16 protein-coding genes and 3 pseudogenes are annotated in these 17,731 nt (G+C 70.3%); 10 read left to right on the forward strand and 9 right to left on the reverse strand.

What is annotated here, in order from left to right; genetic code table 11:
• Window positions 1-73: 73 nt before the first annotated feature.
• Both ACESM1_RS09215 and ACESM1_RS09220 read right to left on the reverse strand, forming a co-directional pair.
• Window positions 74-787, reverse strand: a complete 714-nt coding sequence (locus tag ACESM1_RS09215; RefSeq protein WP_372619445.1) for a hypothetical protein — start codon at window positions 785-787, stop codon at window positions 74-76.
• A 3-nt stretch (window positions 788-790) separates the two neighbouring features.
• Entirely contained in the window at window positions 791-1,495 is a 705-nt protein-coding gene (locus tag ACESM1_RS09220; RefSeq protein WP_372619447.1) for a VWA domain-containing protein, read from the reverse strand.
• A 96-nt stretch (window positions 1,496-1,591) separates the two neighbouring features.
• Here ACESM1_RS09220 and ACESM1_RS09225 point away from each other — a divergent pair, with 96 nt between their 5' ends.
• Window positions 1,592-1,801 carry a hypothetical protein gene (locus ACESM1_RS09225; protein WP_372619449.1) on the forward strand — a complete coding sequence of 70 codons (210 nt, stop codon included), beginning with the start codon at window positions 1,592-1,594 and terminating at the stop codon, window positions 1,799-1,801.
• Window positions 1,802-1,928: 127 nt separating this feature from the next.
• Window positions 1,929-2,081 (forward strand): annotated as a pseudogene (locus ACESM1_RS09230) (type II toxin-antitoxin system RelE/ParE family toxin); the annotation flags it as partial.
• Window positions 2,082-2,689: 608 nt separating this feature from the next.
• On the opposite strand, the gene ACESM1_RS09235 reads toward ACESM1_RS09230, so the two are convergent.
• Both ACESM1_RS09235 and ACESM1_RS09240 read right to left on the reverse strand, forming a co-directional pair.
• Window positions 2,690-4,966 (reverse strand): NADP-dependent malic enzyme, encoded by a 2,277-nt coding sequence (locus ACESM1_RS09235; protein WP_372619513.1) that lies wholly within the window; start codon window positions 4,964-4,966, stop codon window positions 2,690-2,692.
• A 318-nt stretch (window positions 4,967-5,284) separates the two neighbouring features.
• Window positions 5,285-5,539, reverse strand: a pseudogene (locus tag ACESM1_RS09240) (transposase); the annotation flags it as partial.
• On the opposite strand from ACESM1_RS09240, the pseudogene ACESM1_RS09245 reads away from it, so the two are divergent.
• Window positions 5,433-5,714: pseudogene (locus tag ACESM1_RS09245) on the forward strand (hypothetical protein); the annotation flags it as partial. The pseudogenes ACESM1_RS09240 and ACESM1_RS09245 sit on opposite strands and share 107 nt — an antisense overlap.
• Before the next feature lie 82 nt (window positions 5,715-5,796).
• Window positions 5,797-6,546, forward strand: a complete 750-nt coding sequence (gene ligD, locus ACESM1_RS09250; RefSeq protein WP_372619451.1) for a non-homologous end-joining DNA ligase — start codon at window positions 5,797-5,799, stop codon at window positions 6,544-6,546.
• Between the two features lie 106 nt (window positions 6,547-6,652).
• Here the strand turns inward: ligD and ACESM1_RS09255 are convergent, their stop codons facing one another.
• Both ACESM1_RS09255 and ACESM1_RS09260 read right to left on the reverse strand, forming a co-directional pair.
• On the reverse strand, window positions 6,653-7,069 hold the full coding sequence (locus ACESM1_RS09255) for a tetratricopeptide repeat protein (RefSeq protein ID WP_372619453.1): 417 nt from the start codon (window positions 7,067-7,069) through the stop codon (window positions 6,653-6,655).
• A complete protein-coding gene (locus tag ACESM1_RS09260) occupies window positions 7,066-7,758 on the reverse strand; it encodes a hypothetical protein (RefSeq protein WP_372619455.1) in 693 nt (230 codons plus the stop codon). Before ACESM1_RS09260 ends, ACESM1_RS09255 begins: the two co-directional genes overlap by 4 nt.
• 122 nt (window positions 7,759-7,880) lie before the next feature.
• Here ACESM1_RS09260 and ACESM1_RS09265 point away from each other — a divergent pair, with 122 nt between their 5' ends.
• The 3 genes from ACESM1_RS09265 to ACESM1_RS09275 all read left to right on the forward strand — a co-directional run bounded on the left by ACESM1_RS09265 (window position 7,881) and on the right by ACESM1_RS09275 (window position 9,098).
• Window positions 7,881-8,147 carry a DUF1194 domain-containing protein gene (locus ACESM1_RS09265; protein WP_372619457.1) on the forward strand — a complete coding sequence of 89 codons (267 nt, stop codon included), beginning with the start codon at window positions 7,881-7,883 and terminating at the stop codon, window positions 8,145-8,147.
• Entirely contained in the window at window positions 8,120-8,446 is a 327-nt protein-coding gene (locus tag ACESM1_RS09270; RefSeq protein WP_372619459.1) for a DUF1194 domain-containing protein, read from the forward strand. The genes ACESM1_RS09265 and ACESM1_RS09270 overlap by 28 nt, the downstream gene beginning before the upstream one ends.
• A gap of 400 nt (window positions 8,447-8,846) precedes the next feature.
• Window positions 8,847-9,098, forward strand: coding sequence for a hypothetical protein (locus tag ACESM1_RS09275; RefSeq protein WP_372619460.1), 252 nt, complete (start codon window positions 8,847-8,849; stop codon window positions 9,096-9,098).
• Between the two features lie 10 nt (window positions 9,099-9,108).
• On the opposite strand, the gene ACESM1_RS09280 is transcribed toward ACESM1_RS09275, so the two are convergent.
• The 3 genes from ACESM1_RS09280 to ACESM1_RS09290 all read right to left on the reverse strand — a co-directional run bounded on the left by ACESM1_RS09280 (window position 9,109) and on the right by ACESM1_RS09290 (window position 14,152).
• The gene (locus ACESM1_RS09280; protein WP_372619462.1) at window positions 9,109-11,079 is read right to left on the reverse strand and encodes a hydantoinase B/oxoprolinase family protein; all 1,971 of its coding nucleotides are present in this window, start codon (window positions 11,077-11,079) and stop codon (window positions 9,109-9,111) included.
• 11 nt (window positions 11,080-11,090) lie between these two features.
• The gene (locus tag ACESM1_RS09285; RefSeq protein ID WP_372619463.1) at window positions 11,091-13,133 is read right to left on the reverse strand and encodes a hydantoinase/oxoprolinase family protein; all 2,043 of its coding nucleotides are present in this window, start codon (window positions 13,131-13,133) and stop codon (window positions 11,091-11,093) included.
• A gap of 95 nt (window positions 13,134-13,228) precedes the next feature.
• The gene (locus ACESM1_RS09290; RefSeq protein ID WP_372619465.1) at window positions 13,229-14,152 is read right to left on the reverse strand and encodes a LysR family transcriptional regulator; all 924 of its coding nucleotides are present in this window, start codon (window positions 14,150-14,152) and stop codon (window positions 13,229-13,231) included.
• Window positions 14,153-14,308: 156 nt separating this feature from the next.
• On the opposite strand from ACESM1_RS09290, the gene ACESM1_RS09295 reads away from it, so the two are divergent.
• The 3 genes from ACESM1_RS09295 to ACESM1_RS09305 all read left to right on the forward strand — a co-directional run bounded on the left by ACESM1_RS09295 (window position 14,309) and on the right by ACESM1_RS09305 (window position 17,731).
• On the forward strand, window positions 14,309-15,310 hold the full coding sequence (locus tag ACESM1_RS09295) for a Bug family tripartite tricarboxylate transporter substrate binding protein (protein ID WP_372619467.1): 1,002 nt from the start codon (window positions 14,309-14,311) through the stop codon (window positions 15,308-15,310).
• A gap of 14 nt (window positions 15,311-15,324) precedes the next feature.
• Complete coding sequence (locus ACESM1_RS09300) at window positions 15,325-16,683, forward strand: MmgE/PrpD family protein (RefSeq protein WP_372619469.1); 1,359 nt, start codon at window positions 15,325-15,327, stop codon at window positions 16,681-16,683.
• 67 nt (window positions 16,684-16,750) lie between these two features.
• Entirely contained in the window at window positions 16,751-17,731 is a 981-nt protein-coding gene (locus ACESM1_RS09305; RefSeq protein ID WP_372619470.1) for a Bug family tripartite tricarboxylate transporter substrate binding protein, read from the forward strand.

The raw sequence follows: 17,731 nt of genomic DNA on the forward strand, positions 1-17,731 counted from the left end.
TATCTCCTTTGGGCGGTGGTCCCGGCGGAGGAGTGCCATGGACGGCGCGAGGCGTCCATCGGCGGAAGGCGGCTCAGCCGAGCAGGGTGTCGCGAGCCTCGTTCAACCTTGAGGCAAGCCAGTCCGAGCCACCCTGGTCGGGATGGGCGGCACGCATCAACCGCCGGTGGGCGGCGCGGATCTCGGCCTCGCTCGCCCCCTCGGGAAGGCCGAGCACCGAGAGCGCCTCCTCCCGCGTCATCCGGCCGGAGGAGGGGCGGCCGGGCGGCGGGCCGGCATCATGCCAGGCGGCGGCGTCCCGCCAGTCCGGATGGGCGCGGTCGAGCCAGGCCTCCAACAATGGCATGCTTTCAGGGTCGCGCGCTGCCAACTCCGCCAGTAGGTCGAGGAGGCCGGGCAGGTCGAGATCGGCGAGCTCCCGCCCGGCGTAGCGACCCTGCTTGATGCGGCCCCACATGCGGCCCGTGTCGTGGTCGAGGCCCATTTCCAGATGGGCCGTCTCGACATCGCTGGCGCCACCCGGGCTGGCCGCCCCGCCGCGGGCGAAGGTGCGCGCCGCGCGCCAGCCCTGGAACATCCGCCAGACCGCGGGCCCGAACAGCACCGCGGCCCAGAGCGCCTGCGCGCCGCGGCCCGAGGCGAGCAGCACCACCAGCAGCACCGCGCCGAGCAGCCCGCCTCCCCAGGCCGCCGCCTGCTTCACCTGGCCGGGCTTCGCCTCCACGAACAGCTTCGCCAGCGCCAGCAGCGCCAGCAGCGCGAGGACCCCGACCAGGAGATAGGCCACGGCTCAGCCCCTCCGCGGCGCCGGGAGCTGGCCGGCGATCCGCCGGGCGCCGTCCGAGGTGAGCCGCGCCAGCGCCTGCCGGCCGCCGGCGGCGAAGACCGCGACGGCGCGCAGCAGGTCGCGCAGCGTGCCGGCGCTGGCGGCATCGAACGGCGCCCAGGCGCCGCCCGAGAGGCGCGCGACCTGGCGGAAGGCGTTGCCGGCGATCGGGTTCTGCCCCTCCTGGAAGCAGAACACCGGCGTGCCGCGCAGGCCGAGCTCGCCGGCGACGTGGCAGATCGGGTCCACATCCTCCTCCAGCGCGTCGCCGATGAAGATCACGGCGTTGACCTTGTCGCGCTGGGTTTCGGCCAAGGCGTGCTTCAGGGTGCGCAGGATCTGGGTCTGGCCGCCGAGGCAGCTCACGCCGGTCATGCGCCGGGCGAGGTCATCGGCATTGGTCAGGAAGGGGGTGGCGGCGAATTCCTGGAAGCCGCGGTAAAAGGCCAGGCTGACGGCAAGCCCGCCGATCTCCTTCACCGCGAGGAACATCTCGGCCTGCAGGTGGCAGGCGCGGTCCCAGGTGGGCTGACGGGAGGCGGTGGCATCGATGGCGAAGATCAGCCGGCCGGGCTTGCCGGAGGCGGGCCGCACAGTCGGCATGGAGGCGACCTTCTGGATGAAGGCCGCGACGGCGGGGTTGCCCTTCTTCTCCGGGAGGTTGCTCATGAGCGGAATGTGGGCGCGGGGCGGCACGGGGGGAAGGTCTGGCAGCGGGAAGGTCGAGGGGCCATTATAGATCAGTGTCGCCTGCGGGAGTGCTGGATGACCGATGACGCCCGTTCCGAGCCCCTGGACCGAGACGAGGAGGAGCGGCTTGCCCTGGAAGCGGCCGTCGCCGAAGCCCGTGCGGGCGGCCCCGGCATTTCGCACCTGGTCTTCCGCAAGCGTCTGCTCGAAATGATCGCGGAGGCGCGGGCAAGAGCAAACGAATTAGCCCGACGCCGGCACAATGCCGAGGCGGTCGGGAAGTGACAAACAGCGAACGGATCGTGCGCTGGCGCGATGCAGCGAATGACGATCTGGCGCGGATCTTCGCCTATCTTCTGGAGGAGAATCCGCACCAGAAGAGGTCGTCACGGAACGTGTCGTTGCTGCCGATAGTCTTGCCGGCTTCCCCTTCCGCGGTAGACGGGGCCGGGCGCGCGGAACGCGGGAATTGGTGATCGTGCGGCCGTATATCCTGGCCTATGAAGTGACGGGCGACGAAGTCTCGATCCTTCGCCTTTGGCACGCCCGTCAGGACAGGGGCTGAGGGCCATCACGCAGTGAGGGTGGCGTCTATGCTCAGCGCTCTCCGGGGAGCCGAGCACAGTCATTGTCATTTTCCGGGTGGGGATCGAACACGAGGCGGCTAGCCAAGACTTGAGGTGGTCCTTCCCGCGGCACACTGACGTCATACCACTGCACTCCGGAACGCCATGGACCGAACTTGAGCGGCGGCGGCAGGAGGAGTCCCATACTCTGCAAAGCACACCGCATCCGGGCCGCGAAGCGACGGTAGCATGGAACGGTTCGAGCAGCTGCGTTCTCTTCGATGCCGGCGTCGGCACACGTCATACGCGCGTGAGAACGAAGCCCTCTGAAGTCAAGCCGGTTGTCGCGGATGACCCTGTTCAGGTCATCGACGCTCTGCCGCTCAATGGCGCGGGTCATACAAGGACCGATGACGTCACGATCAGCATTATCACACCACCATCTGGTGATCCCTGCCCGCGGTCCAGACATGTTCCAACGGGCGTACTGCGCATGGAACATGTCCCCGTCTCCCGTCGCGCAGCCGCCCAGCGCAACGACGGCAAGCATGGAGGCCAAGGGTCGGGCGAAGTGCGGAAGGGCACGCAAGCGGCTCACTGACATCCCCTACCCCGCCCGCAGCCCATTCGCCTGGGCTGCCGCCAGCGCCGTCATGTTCACGATCCCCCGCGCCGTCACGCTCGGCACCAGCACATGGATGGGCTTGGCCATGCCGAGCAGGATGGGCCCGACCTGAAGCCCCTCGGCGGCCGCCTTCAGCAGGTTGAAGGCGATGTTGGCGGCGTCGATGTCGGGCATCACCAGCAGGTTTGCCGCATCGGTCAGCGTGCTGTCGGGCACCGCGCGGTCTCGGATCGCGGGCACCAGCGCGGCATCGGCGTGCATCTCGCCATCCACCTCGAAGTCCGGCTGCTTCGCCCGCAGCAGCTTCAGCGCCGCCCGCATCTTCTGCGCGCCCGGCGCACCAGAGGCACCGAAGGAGGAATGGCTGAGCAGCGCCGCCTTGGGCACGATGCCGAAGGCGCGGATCTGCTCGGCGGCGAGCAGCGTCATGTCGCAGATCTGCTCCGGCGTCGGGTCCACCGTCAGGTGAGTGTCCACGAAGAACAGGTGCCCGGTCTGCAGGATCAGCGCGGAAAGCGCATAGACGCGGCTCACATCCGGGTTGCGGCCGATCACGTCATAGGCGTGGTGCCAGTGGCTCAGCCAGTCGCCGGTGCCGCCGCAGAGGCAGGCATCGGCGAGCCCGGTTTCCAGCAGCAGCGCGGCAGCGACGGTCGGGCGGTTGCCGACGCGGCGCGCCGCGGCATCCGGCGGCACGCCGCGGCGCCCGACCTTCTGCTGGTAGAGCGGCACCAGCCGGTCGAACACATCGGCATCCGCATTGGGGTCCAGCACGCGGACGGACTGGGAGAAATCCATGCGCAGGCCCATCGCGGCGGCGCGTGCGGCTATCGCCTCGCGCCGCCCGATCAGGATCGGCTCCGCCAGGCCGTCATCGAGCACGGTCTGCACCGCGCGGAGGGTACGCTCGTCATCGCCCTCGGCGAACACCACGCGCGCGAGCCGGCTCCGCGCCACCTCGAAGACCGGGCGCATCAGGTTGCCGGAGCGGAAGACGAAGCGCTCCAGCTCGCGGCGGTACCTGCCCAGATCCTCCAGCGGCCGGCGCGCGACGCCGGATTCGGCAGCCGCCTTCGCCACCGCCGGCGCGATCTCCAGGATCAGCCGGGGGTCGAAGGGCTTGGGGATGATGTAGTCCGGGCCGAACACCGGCGCCTGGCCGCCATAGGCCGCCGCGACCACCTCGGACGCTTCCATCCGCGCCAGCGCGGCGATGGCGTCCGCGGCGGCGACCTTCATCTCCTCATTGATCGTCGTCGCGCCGGCATCCAGCGCGCCGCGGAAGATGAAGGGAAAGCAGAGGACATTGTTGACCTGGTTCGGGTAGTCGCTGCGCCCCGTGGCAACGATTGCGTCCGGCCGCGCGGCGCGCACCGCCTCGGGCAGGATCTCCGGCTCGGGGTTGGCCAGCGCCAGCACCAGCGGCTTGCGCGCCAGCTTGTGCAGCCATTCCGGCTTCAACACGCGCGGCGCGGAGAGGCCGAGGAAGACGTCGGCACCTTCCAGCACCTCCTCAAGCGTGCGGGCCGCGGTGTCCTGCGCGTAGGCGGCCTTGAAGGGATCGGTGTTGGGGCGGCCCGCCCAGACAACGCCGTCGATGTCGCAGATGGTGACGTTCTCGCGCCGGAGCCCCATCGCCACCAGCAGGTCGAGGCAGGCGATCGCCGCGGCGCCCCCGCCGGTGTTCACCACCCGCACATCCTCGATGTGCTTGCCCTGCAGCAGCAGGCCGTTGCGCACCGCGGCGGCGACGATGATGGCGGTGCCGTGCTGGTCGTCGTGGAAGACCGGGATCTTCATGCGGGCGCGCAGCGCGCGCTCGATCGCGAAGCACTCGGGCGCCTTGATGTCTTCCAGGTTGATCGCGCCGAAGCTCGGCTCCAGTGCCGCAACCGCCTCGATGAAGCGGTCGGGGTCGCGCTCCTCCACCTCCAGGTCGATGGAATCGATGCCGGCGAACTTCTTGAACAGGACCGCCTTGCCCTCCATCACCGGCTTGCCGGCCAGCGCGCCGATGGCGCCAAGCCCAAGCACGGCGGTGCCGTTGGAGATCACCGCGACCAGGTTGCCGCGCGCCGTGTAGTCCCAGGCGGCGTCCGGGTTCTTCGCGATCTCCTCGCAGGCGGCGGCGACGCCCGGACTGTAGGCGAGCGCCAGGTCACGCTGGGTCGCCATGCGCTTGGTCGGCTCGATGCTGAGCTTTCCGGGCCGCGGCAGGCGATGGTAGTCAAGCGCGGCCTTGCGGAAATCCTCGTCCATTTGCGGTACCTCCGCCCCCAGGCTAGCCGAGCCGCGCCGGTTGCGCGACCTGGTCGGCCAGGCCTTCCGGTGTCGGGCGAAGCGGCGATGGGGCAGTGCTACGCTGTCTCCCGGGTTGGCGGCCACTGCCACCGTCCTGAGCAGCATCGCGGGAAGCGCTTGCCCTGCAGCGCCCGGTTGCCGCGGGCATTGCGCACGCTTGCAGCGAGCGCGCGGTCCGATCACCACGTCCTCGTGCGGGTGCGCGGTGAGGGCGGGGGCCGGTGTTGCGTGGGGCTGGCATTCCTCGATGCGGGCCAACGCAGTGCGTTGGCCCATCTCGCCCCGCGCGCAGTAGATCCGCTCGTAGAGGCTGCGGGCAGCGGCCTCCTCAGGCTTCAGCGAGGTGACGACGAAGCGCGGATTGGCCTCGCCGCGTGTCCACTTGGCCTTGACCGCGACGCGGCGGCGGCGGCGGCGCGACCAACTGTCGAGCGTCGACCAGCGGAAGTCGCGGACACGGAACGCCCATGACTGGACCAGCCGCTTCCCCGAGACCGCGGGGGCGCTGTCGCAATTGCCGGACAGCATCATCGACGGCGGACCGGTCGCGCTGGACGCGGAGGGCAACCCGGACTTCGCCGCCCTGCAGGCAGCAATGGAGCATAAGACCACCGGCGCACTCATCTTCTACGCCTTCGACGTGCTCGCCATGGGCGGCGAGGACCTGCGCGACCTGCCGCTGACGCAGCGAAAGGATCGCCTGCGCGCGCTGCTGGCGAAGGCGCCGGCGGGCATCAGGTTGGTCGAAGCCTTCGACACGCCGGGCGACGCGATGCTGCGCTTGGCCTATGACCTACATCGGCGGCCGGCTGCTCTCTCTGGTCCGGCCCCCCGACGGCATCCACGGCCAGCGGTTCTTTCAGCGTCACGCCATGCCGGGCACCTCCAGCCTGATCCGCCTCGTGGAGGTCGCCGGCGAGAGCAAGCCGCTGCTCGCGGTGGATCGCCCGGAGGCGCTGACCGCGGTGGCGCAGGCGGGGGTGCTCGAGATCCATCCGTGGAGGGGGGCCAGCATGGGCGACGAGATCCGTCCCGACCGCCTTGTATTCGACCTCGTTCCCGACAAGGGCCTGCCATTCGGGCGCGTCGTCGAAGCCGCGCAGGAGTTGCACTCGCGGCTCGAGAGTCTCGGCCTCGGCGCCTTCTGCAAGGCCACCGGCGGCAAGGGCCTGCACGTCGTCGTGCCGTTGAAGCCGAGGTCGGAGTGGCCCGAGGTGAAGAACTTCTGCCGGGCGATGGTGGAGGTGATGGCGGCGGACGGCCGCGACCGCTTCACGACGACCATGAGCAAGCGGGCGCGGACGGGAAAGATCTTCCTCGACTGCCTCAGGAACGACCGCGGATCGACGGCGGTGGCCGCCTGCCCGCCGCGCGCACGTCCGGGCGCGCCGGTGTCCATGCCGGTGTCCTGGCGCGAGGTGAATGCGAAGCTCGACCCCGGCGCCTTCACTATCGTCACCGCGCCGGCGCGGGTGAGACGGGCCGATCCCTGGGCGGACTACAAGACGGCGGCGCGACCTCTTCCGAGGATCCGATGATGGCGTTGCCGCGCCAGGTCCGCCCACCATCCGGTCCCACACCTACCCCCGGGAACTCCTCGGGGATCGGAAACGCGGTCCTCTGCGGCGACGGCAGCAATCTCGCTCAGAAGCCATACGGCGAAGGTCCGGGCGGCAAGCCGAGTGCGGCGAGGCCGTCCGGGATGGGGCCGTCGTCACCCATCGCCCGGCCCGCGCGGATGCGTGGCAGGTGCAACATCACGACTTTGACCGTGATGGCGGGATAGGCGCGACGGAGCCGGCCGAGCGACGCGCGGGCGGCCGCCCGTTTGCCGAGCGCGAGGTAGTAAGGGGCGAGCACCCGGTTGAGCCCCACGGCGCCGGGGTTCTCCGCCATCGCTCGGCGCAGCCAGGACGCGGCTTCCGCGTGCCGCCCGGCGGCGAAGTGGGCGGTGGCGGTGCCCGCCAGGCAGTTGGCCATCGGCGCTCGCGGCCGCTTCAGGGCGATCGCGCGCCGGAAGTGCGCGAGCGCGGCCTCCGGCTCCCCGTAGTTGGCCCTCACCCAGGCGCTCCTCTCCCAGCTCCAGGCGAAGCTTGGCGCCATGGCCTGGGCGCGCGCCAGCAGCGCGTCGCCTTCCTCGCGGTGCGCCGCCGCGACGATGCTGCCGCGTGCCGCCCGGCGGCGAAGTGGGCGGTGCCGATGCCCGCCAAGCAATTGGCCATCGGCGCTCGCGGCCCCTTCAGGGCGATCGCGCGCTGGAAGTGCGCGAGCGCGGCCTCCGGCTCTCCGTAGTTGGCCCTCACCCAGGCGCTCCTCTTCCAGCTCCAGGCGAAGCTTGGCGCCATGGCCTGGGCGCGCGCCAGCAGCGCGTCGCCGTCCTCGCGGTGGCGCGCCGCCGCGACGATGCTGCCGCGTGCCGCCAGCACCAGCGGATCACCGAGCGGGTCCAGCGCCGCCGCGTGCTCGGCAAACCGCAGCGCGCGCCTCCGCTCGGCCATGGGATCGGGCGCGGTGTGGTAGAGCGCCAACTGCGTGCGGCACCACCCAGCCAGCGCGACCGGCGCCGGGTCGTCGGCGTCCAGGCCCAGCGCCTCTTCCAGAAGCGCCAGTGCCCGTCGCGCACTGGTCGGATCCGCGGCAAGAACGAATGGCAGCGCACGCAGGACCAGGTCGTGCGCCGTGACTTCGCCATCCGGCTTGCTCCGGGCGCGCTCGATCTCCGCTGCCTCGCCCGCCGAGACCGCCCGCACCACGCCTTCGGCCGTGCGGTCCTGCCGCCCGCCGGGATCTGCCGCGGTCCCGTCGAAGGCGTCGCCCCAGACAGGCGCTGCTGCAACGAGAGGGCTACAGGAGCGCGATCGCCGATCCGGCGGTGGTCGCCGCGATCTGCGGTGGCGCCGGCGGCGCCATCGGTGTCGCCTATGTCGAGTGGGCCGGCGCCGGCTACCAGCGCCTGGTCGTCCCCTGGACCCGCATCGCCTCGCTGGCCGATGCGGAGGCGTTCGCCGCCCGACTGCCGGACCTCTGCGGCGCCCGGATCCCGCCGTCACCTCAGACCTCCACACCTCCATCTCCGGCGGGATCGACTTCTCGCGCAGGCTGCTGTCGGAGGTGCCGTGGAGCGCCATGCGGCGGGTGATCGATGTGTCCGGCGACGGCGGCAACAACAGCGGGCCGCCGGTGGAGCAGGCACGCGGCCGCTCCGTCGCCGAGCGCATCGTCATCAACGGCCTGGCGATCGCCAAAGATCACCCGCCTTTCGCCTATGCCGGGCCCGTGCCGCTGGAGGACTACTACCGCGAAGCGGTGATCGGCGGCCCCGGCGCCTTCGTCGTCCCCGCGGAGGACTTCAACCAGTTCGCCAGCGCGGTGCGCCGCAAGATGATCCGCGAGATGGCCGGGCTGCCCAGCCGGCCTCGCATGGCGTTGGCCGATTAGGTGGCGGCAGGCTTTCGCATTCCCGGCCGCACCGCGGGTGAACACGCGTCTGCCCGGCCCATTCAAGCAGGCGAACGGTTGTCTGCGCAGTCAGCGTCCCGCAACGCGACGGGATTCGTCGCAACGCGTAGGGTGCGACGCTCCTCTATCGCGATGGCTGGCCGCTGCGCTCGGTGGAACCTAAGGAAGCCAGTCGCCGAGCCAGACGACCACGCCCGCCCGACGTTGGAGGCGACATGGCCTACCTCGCTCGCAGGTCTGCGCCGAGGACAGGGCCGACCCGCCCGCCGCCTGGCGTGCCAAGCGTAACTTCTCCCGTTCCATCGAACCCCGGGGCGCGGCGTCGGCTGCACCGGCACCGACGCTGCGCTTGGTCATTCAGATCCAGAAGCACGCAACCATGGAGCAGATCGCAGCCGGGCAGCCCTGCTCCGCGGCGAAGGTAAACCGGGGCCGCCGGCCGAAGGCGGCGGCCGAGATCGGGAAAACCAACGCCGCAGATCCGGCCGGGCGCACGAAGCAGCCCCGCGCCGCTTACCAGGCCGCCTGGATGGTGGTCGGCGACGGCTCGCTGGCAATCGGCAACGGATTCCGCGGCCGAGCGGTGCTGAGTCTGGCCATCACCCGCAGTGTCGGGAAGATGAAGCGCTGAAACGGCGCGCCTAGGCCAGCCCCGGAGTCGTGCGGCGCAACGCCTCGTAGGCGGCACGAATGCGGGTGGCGCCGTCCTCGGCCGCTTGGTCGCGCAACTGCTCGAACAGCCGTGTCTTGACGAAGAAGCGCCAGTGCACCGGCAGCGCAGCGAGGATGCCGGTGAGTTCGGCATACGCCGACGGTGTCCAGATCCGCTCGAACGCGTCGCGCTCGGGGCCGAAGTGGAAATGGCCGCCCGTCTCCTCCGCGCGCATCTCGGCACGGCGCCCTTCGGTCGCCGCGATGTCCACCGCACCGCCGCGGATGACGACCCCGTACTCGGCCTCCGCCGCCGCCGGCGAGACATAGCCGTAGCGGACGTCGCGCAGTACCCGCTCTGGCTCGCGGTCCAGCGGGCTACCGCGACCAGCGCCACCGGGAGAATGGATGTGCAGCACCTCGCCCGGATCCAACGCAATGGTATCGATGTTGCCGAGGACGCGCTGCTTCGCCGTGCCGGGGTTAAGTACGAAATCGGAGGGCTTGCCCGCTTTGCCTCCCAACGTGCCCCAGGCGCGGAAGCGGCAGCGGTCGCGGTTGCGCGCGGTGACGCGCGAATTCGGCGCGAACACCGTGAAGTCGAGCGCCGTGCCGAGCCCTCCGCGCCACCGCCCGGCCCCGCCGCTGTCCGGCATCAGGCCGTAGCGCGTGATCTGGATCGGCACCTCCGTCTCGGTGATCTCGATCGGCGTGTTCTTGAGATAGGCGGCATCGGCGCCCGATCCGTTGGTGCCGTCGCGTGTGGGGAAGCCGCCGGCGCCACCGACCACCGGATTGATCGCCGCCAGCACGCTGCGATGCGTGCGGTTGTCGGTGGTCATCACGTTGAGAATGGAGGAATTGCCGGCCGGTGCGGCGGGCATGCGCTCCGGTACCGCCAGGCTGAAGGCGCCGAACACCAGGCTGCGCAGTCGGCCGCAGGTCAGGCTGCGCATGCCAACGGCCGCGGGGAATTGCGGGTTCAGCACCGTGCCTTCCGGCACAATGCAGGTGAAGGGTCGCGTCAGGCCGGAGTTCAGTAGGATCTGCGGATTGAGCGCGGTCAGCACGTAGTAGACCCCCACCAGCAGCAGCGTGTGCCGCGGATCGCTGCCGGTCGGCACGTTCAGCGCCGAGGTGAGCTGCGGATCGGTGCCGGTGAAGTCCAGCACCGCGCTATCGCCGCGGATGGAGAGCCTTAAGGCCAGCCGCACCGGGTTCCCGTTCGGTCCGTCCTCATCGCAGTAGTCGCAGAAGTCGTACTCGCGATCGGGAATGGAGCGCAGGACCTCGCGCGCCTGATGCTCGGCGTAGTCGAGCAGACCGGCGCAACCCGCCTTGAAGCCGGCCGCGCCGAACTTGGCCAGCATGGCGCGGATCTTCCGCTCGCCGGTGTCGAGCGCGCCGCGGAACGCCTTGAGATCGCCGAGGTTCTGCTCCGGCTTGCGCACGTTGAGCAGCATGATACGCACCACTTCCTCGTTCAGCACGCCGGCGCGCACCATCTTCATCGGCGGGAAGCGAATGCCTTCCTGGTGAATCTCGGTCAGCGCGCGGGAGAGGCTGGCCGGCACCGCGCCGCCCATGTCGGTGTTGTGGATGTGGCCGGTGGCATAGGCGACGATCTCGCCCTCATGGAAGATCGGCTTCCACATGTGCATGTCGGGCGCGTGGGTCGCCAGAAACCCGCTGTAAGGATCGTTGGTGAAGCCGATATCGCCGGGCTCGTAGCCTTCCTCGATCATGCGGATGGCGCGGCCGTAGTAGAGGCCAGGATACCAGGTGGCGCCGAGGTCCATCGGCACGGCGATCACGTTGCCGTCGGGGTCGGTGATCTGGACCGTGAAGTCCTCCGTCTCCTTCACGAAGGTGGAATGCGCCGTGCGGTAGAGCGTGTAGGCCATGTTCTCGGCCGCGGCGCGGGCGTGGTTGGCGAAGACCTGCAGGGTGACCTTGTCCATCTCGCGCGCCCTCAGCCTTCTGCTTCCAGGTGTAGGTTGCCATGGGCATCCACGCGGGCGGCGAAGCCGGCGGGGATACAGCTGGTCGCATCCTCCTGCGCAACGATAGCAGGCCCGGCAAAGGCGTGGCCGTGGTGCAGCGCTTCGCGCAGGTAGAGCGGCATGCGTCGGCGGGCGCCATCGTGGAACACCTCCACCAAGCGTGCGGGCGCCGGCGCGCCGTCCACGCGCCGCTCGGGCGGAAAGTCGGGCGGGGCGGTGGCGCCAGCAATCACCAGGCGCAGGTTCACCAACTGCACCGGCGCGGCGCCATCGCTGAAGGCATAAACGGCCTCATGCTGGCGGTGGAAGGCATCGCACAGCGCACCGAGTTCGCCGCGTTCGATCCAGCCGGGCTCGATCGCGGCTTCCAGCTCGAACGACTGGCCGTGATAGCGCATCTCGGCCAGCAGTGTGATGGCCGAGGGGCCGGTGAAGCCCTGCTCATCCCGTAGCCAGCGCTCGGCCTGCGCGCCAAGTTCCGCCAGCGCGCTGCGCAGCATCGGCAGGCTTGCCTGCACCAGGTCAAGGAACAGCGTGCGGATGAAGTCGTTGCGCACATCGGCGATGAGCCCGCCGAGTGCACTGACCACGCCGGGCCGGCGCGGGATCATCACCCGCGCCATACCCAGTTCCCGCGCGAGCAGGCAGCCCAGCATCGGGCCGGCACCGCCGAACGGCATCAGCGTGAAGTCGCGCAGGTCCACGCCGTAGCGGGCGATCAGCTTGTTCACTTCTGCGAACATCGAGGAGACGGCGACCTCCACCACTGCTTCCGCGGTCTCCTCCATCCCCCGGCCAAGCTGATGCGCGAGCCCGCCCACCACTGCCTCGGCGCGACCGCGATCCATGCTGACGGAGCGGTAGGCTAGCGGCGTGTGGCCGAGGAAGCCGAGCACTGCCATCGCATCGGTGATCGTCGCGCGGTCGCCGCCGCGGCCGTAGCAGGCCGGGCCGGGCGAGGAGCCGGCGCTCTCCGGCCCTACCTTCAGCATCCCGAAGCCGTCCACCCAGGCGATCGAGCCGCCGCCATCGCCGATGGACGTCACGGAGACGCTCGGCACATGCAGCGGGAACTCGCCAATCATCTCGCCGGTGCCGAATTGCGGCTGCCCCTCAATCACCAGCGCCACATCGGCACTGGTGCCGCCGATGTCGAGCGTGAGCGCATTCGCCACCCCCGCCTGCCGCGCGAGGAAGGACGCGCCCATCACGCCCGACGCGGTGCCCGAGAGCAACATGCCGATGCAGGCGGTACGGCCGAGCGAGGCCGCCATGATGCCGCCGTTGGATTTGGTGATCATCGGCCGCGCCGGCACGCTGCGCTCGCGCAATGCGGCCTCCAGCCGGTCAAGGTAGAAATCCACGCGCGGATGCACATAGCCGTTCAGCACCGCGGTGGTGGTGCGCTCGTATTCGCGGATCACCGGCCAGACCTCGGCCGAGCCGAACACGAAGAGGTCCGGCGCTTCCCGGCGCAGGATCGCCTTCACCGCCCGCTCATGCGCCGGGTTGCGCCAGGCATGCAGCAGCGCGATCACCACGCCCTGCGCACCGCGTTCGCGCGCCAGCGCCGCAGCACGGCGGACGTCTTCCGTGGAGAGCGGTTCGGATTCGCTGCCGTCCGACAAGATGCGGCCGCCGATCCCGAAGATGCGGTCGCGCGGCACCAGCGGATCGGCGCGGGTGCAGAGCATGCTGTACATGTCCGGCATGCGCAGCCGTGCCAGTTCGATTACGTCCTCAAATCCCGCGGTGGCGAACAGCGCCAGCGGCGCGCCCTTGCGCTGGATCACCGTGTTGATGCCGACGGTCGTGCCGTGAACGAAGGCCGTCATGCCGGCGGGGTCGAGGCCATGCTCCGCCTGCAGCAGCGCCAGGCCCTCCATCACTTCGCGCCCCGGCTCCGCGGGCGTGGTCAGGACCTTCAGCGTGCATAGCGCGCCGGTTGCCTCGTCCAGCGCGCAGAAGTCGATGAAGGTGCCGCCGATATCCACACCCAGCCGCCAGCCCATGCGCGCGCAACCTCTTCCCGGGAACCGCGCCGACTCTATCCGACCGCGCGGGCAGCGCGTAAATCCCGGAGTCGGGGGCTGCGGATAAGGCCGCCTTATATCGTGGCCTTCACCAGCCCGCGGGCGGCAGGCGAGGCGGCATAGTCGCGCAGCGCCTCCTGCAGCAGGCTGCGCAGCTTCTCTTGCGCGAGGGAGAGCGGCTTACGGGTGCCGGTCATCAGCGTTATCGGCAACGCGATGCGCGGGCGGAAGGGCCGCACCACCAGCCCGCTGAAATCGTCCCACGGCAGAAGTCCGTCCACCAGCGCGATCCCGATGCCCTGCCGCACGAAGGACAGCGCGATCACCGAGACATCGATCTCGACCTGCGGCCGGAAGGCCAGCCCCTCCTGCGCCAGCCCGCGAGAGAGCAGCTCGCCCGGCAGATTATCGGCGCGGTAGGAGATCAGCGTTTCGCCTGCCAGCTCGGCCGCACCGACAGATTTGCGCATGGCCAGCGCATGACCCGCCGGCAGCACGCAGACGATTTCGCTGCCGCCGACCGTCTCGGTGCGGATCAGCGGCTGCGGCCGGTCGCTCATCGCCACGCCGAGATCGGCGTCGCCGCGGCCGAGCATCTCGGTCAGCACGCTCACCGGCACCACGTTGGAAACCAGACGCACCGCCGGGCAGGCCTTGCGGAACGCCTGCAAGGCGCGCGGCACGAAGGAAAGCGCCGGCGGCGCCGAGCAGGCGAGCCGCACGGTTCCCGCCTGGCCGCGCCGCAGCTCCATCGCGAAGCGGCGGAAGCCCTCGAAGTCTCGGTGCAGTCGCTCGGCCTCGGGCAGGAGCTGCTCGGCTTCCGGCGTCGGCACCAGCCTTCCACGCTGGCGCTGGAACAGCTTGAAGCCGAGCTGGTCCTCGGCATGCAACAGCAGTTGGCTGAGCGCGGGCTGCGACACACCCAGCGCAGCCGCCGCACCGGTCAGCGTGCCGCACCGCATGATGGCGCGAAAGGCCTCGATCTGGCGGGCGTTCATGGCGCGTATCCGACTCCGGGCATAAGGCCACATTATGCATCCCTGCGGACTGGGTTGTTTACAGTGGATCGGAGGCGTCGGTAGCCTTCCCGCCTTGAGGTGGGGCCGTGCCGGACTCCCCGGGGCGGCGCCGTGCAAGCAACCGGAGAAGCCTCGATGCCCCATCCGTCCAGCCCATCGCTCCGGCGTCGACTGCTCGCCGCTCTTGCCCTGCTGGTCGCCGCACCCGCCCTTCCGGTGGCAGCACAGCCGGCTTGGCCGAGCCAGCCGATCCGGATCGTCGTGCCCTTCGGCCCCGGCGGCGGCACCGACATCTCGATCCGCGCCATGGCGCCGCGCCTGAGCGAGTTCCTCGGCGTGCCGGTCGTTATCGAGAACCGGCCGGGCGCGGGCAGCACGGTCGGCACCGACCATGTCGCGAAATCGGCGCCGGATGGCTACACCTATGTGCACGCGACGCTTTCATCCACGGGCATTGCGGCGGCTCTCTACCGCAACCTGCCGTATGATCCGGTGCGCGACCTGGCGGCGGTGGCGCCGACGATTTGGGTGCCGCTGACGCTCTGCGTCACCACGCGCGGCTGGAACATCCGAACCGCCGAAGAGCTGATCAGCACGCTGCGCGCCAGCCCGGGGCGCTACCAGTTCGGCAGCAACGGCGTCGGCGCGACGGGGCATCTTGCCAGCGCCAACTTCGCCACCCGCATCGGCGCGCAGCTGGAGCACGTGCCGTACCGCAGCGGCGCGCAGACCATCGCGGCGCTGCTCGCGGGCGAGATCCACTACATGCACGACATCTACGGCCTGCTGCGGCCACATCACGAATCCGGGCAGGCGCGCTGCCTGTTCGTCACCGCCGAAGAGCGCTCTGACCAGCTGCCAGGCGTGCCGACGATGCGCGAAGCAGGGGTGCCGGAGTACAGGGCCTATTCCTGGTTCGGCTTGTTCGCCGCCGCGGCCACGCCACGCCCGATCATCAACCGCATGGCCGCCGCGGTGGAGCACGCGCTGGCCGACACCAACGTCGCCGAGCGCTTGAACCAGATGGGCACGCCGCCGATGCGCGGCTGGACCCCCGAACGGTTCGCCGCCTTCGTGCAGGAGGAAGTCACCGCCTGGCGTCCGCTTGTCGAGGCCTCCGGCGCACGCGCCGACTGACCGGAGTACATGCCGTGACGCAGGGCCCCACTGCAATCCTTGCCACCTGGTGCGCAGAGGCGCCGCGTGACTGGTCGGCCGCCTGCCGCGACGGCGCGCGGCGCGCCGTCCTCGACACGCTCGCGGTGATGCTGGCCGGCCAGTCGGAGCCGGCCGTCGCAGCGGTGCGGCGCGGCAGTGCCGGTTGGGGCAGCGGCGGCTGCTTCGTCGTTGGCGCGGCAGGCGGCATGCCCGCGCCGGCGGCGGCGCTGATCAACGGCACTGCGGCGCATGCGATCGATTACGACGACGTGCTCGAACCCTCGATGTCGCACCCAAGCGCCGCGCTGGTGCCGGCGCTGCTTGCGCTGGCGGAGACCACCGGCGCCGGCGCGGCCGAACTGCTGGACGCCTATCTCGTCGGGTTCGAGGTCATGGCGCGGCTCGGCGAGGCAATGAACCTGGAACATTACCGGCGCGGCTGGCACACCACGCTCTCGCTCGGCAGCCCCGGCGTGGCGGCGGCCTGCGGGCGGCTGCTCGGGCTGGATGCACGGCGGATGGCGATGGCGCTCTCGCTCTCCACCAGCATGGCCGGCGGATCGAAGCGCCAGTTCGGCACCGCGGCGAAGCCGCTGCATGCCGGGCTCGCCGCCAAGAATGGGATGATCGCGGCGCAGCTGGCCGCGGCCGGCCTGGAAGGCATCGAGGAAGCGTTCGACGGGAAGTGGGGCTACCTCGAGATGATGGCCGGTGACGCAGCGCCCGGCTTCGCCGGGCTTGCCGACCGGCTCGGCGCACCGCCGGCAATGGAGCAGTACGGTGTATGGCTCAAGGCATATCCCTGCTGCGCTTCCACGCACCGGCCAGTCGATGCGCTGCGCAGGCTGCGAACGGATGCTGCGGATGTGGTCCGGATCGAGGCGTTGGTCTCGGGCATTGCCGCGGCCAATCTGCGCTACCGGGTGCCGACGACCCCTTCGGAGGCACGCTTCAGCCTGCCCTACTGCCTCGCTGCGACGCTGGAGGATGGTTCGCTGAGCATGGCGAGCTTCACCGAGGCGGCCATCGCGCGATCCTCCATCGCGGCCATGATCGAGCGCATCGAGATGCGCGTGGATCCTGAGCTGCGCAGTGACCTGCCAGTCACGGAATCGTCCGAGCGCGCCACGCTGCTGGTCTCTCTGGCAGGTGGCGACACGCGGCGAGAGGTGCGGGTCGTGCCGCATGGTCACCCCGACGACCCGCTGGGCGAGGACGAGCTCGGCGCCAAGTTCCTCGATTGTGCCCGCGACGCCCTGCCGCCGGAGCGCGCCGCGGCGGCGCTGGAACGGCTGCAGCGCTTTGAGAAGCTGAACCGCATGGAGGAGGTCACGACGCTGCTTCGCGCGTGACGCAACAGGGAGGGACGAGAATATGGGACCCCAGGATGCCAGCCGCCCACCCAGCCGCCCACCGGGCATGCGCCGTCGGAGCCTCGTCGCGCTCTCCGCCTCGGGGCTCGCCCTGCCCGGCCTCCTGCGAGCGCAGGAGGCACCGTTTCCCAACCGCCCCATCCGGGTGATCGTGCCCTACGGCGCCGGCGGAGCCACCGACGTCACGATGCGCGTGCTGGCGCCGAAGCTTTCTGAGATCCTCGGTCAGTCGGTCGTGGTGGAGAATCGCGTCGGCAGCGGCGGCACCGTGGGCACCAACTATGTCGCGCGCTCCGCGCCCGATGGCTATACGCTGGTCTGCGCTGCGCTGTCGGCGGTCGGCATCGCCGTGCACCTCTACTCTAACCTGCCCTACGACCCGTTACGCGACCTCACCGCGATTGCACCAACGGTCTATGTGCCGCTCGCCCTCGCGGCGACGACGCGCGGCTGGAACGTGCGCACCGCGCAGGAGCTGATTGCGGAGCTGAAGGCGAATCCCGGCAAGTACCACTACGCCAGCAATGGCGTCGGCACGACCAGTCACTTGGCCGGCGCCAACTTCGTCGCGCATACCGGCACAAACGTGGTGCACGTGCCCTATCGCAGCGCCGGCGCCGCATTTACCGCACTGCTCGCCGGCGAGGTGCAGTTCACGCATGAGGTGCTGAGCGCGCTGAAGCCGCATCAGGAGAGCGGCGGCGCACGCGTGCTGTTCGTCGCCAGTGACCAGCGCTCGCCGGTCATGCCGGAGGTGCCGACGCTCGCCGAGGCGGGCTTGCCGCCGTACAAGGCCTATTCCTGGTTCGGCCTGTTCGGCCCTGCCAACATGCCGGCTGAGCTGGTCGCGAAGCTCAACAGCGCAGTGGACCGCGCGCTGGCGGATCCGGAAACCGGACCGCGGCTGGTCTCGCTCGATGCTGTACTGATGCGCGGCTACTCGCCGCAGCGCTTCGCGCAGTACCTGCGCGACGAGATCGCGGCGTGGGAGCCGCTGGTGCGCGCGTCCGGGGCGCGGGTGGAATAG

The sequence above is a fragment of the Falsiroseomonas sp. genome (assembly GCF_041690465.1).
In the GTDB taxonomy this organism is placed as follows: Bacteria; Pseudomonadota; Alphaproteobacteria; order Acetobacterales; family Acetobacteraceae; genus Falsiroseomonas.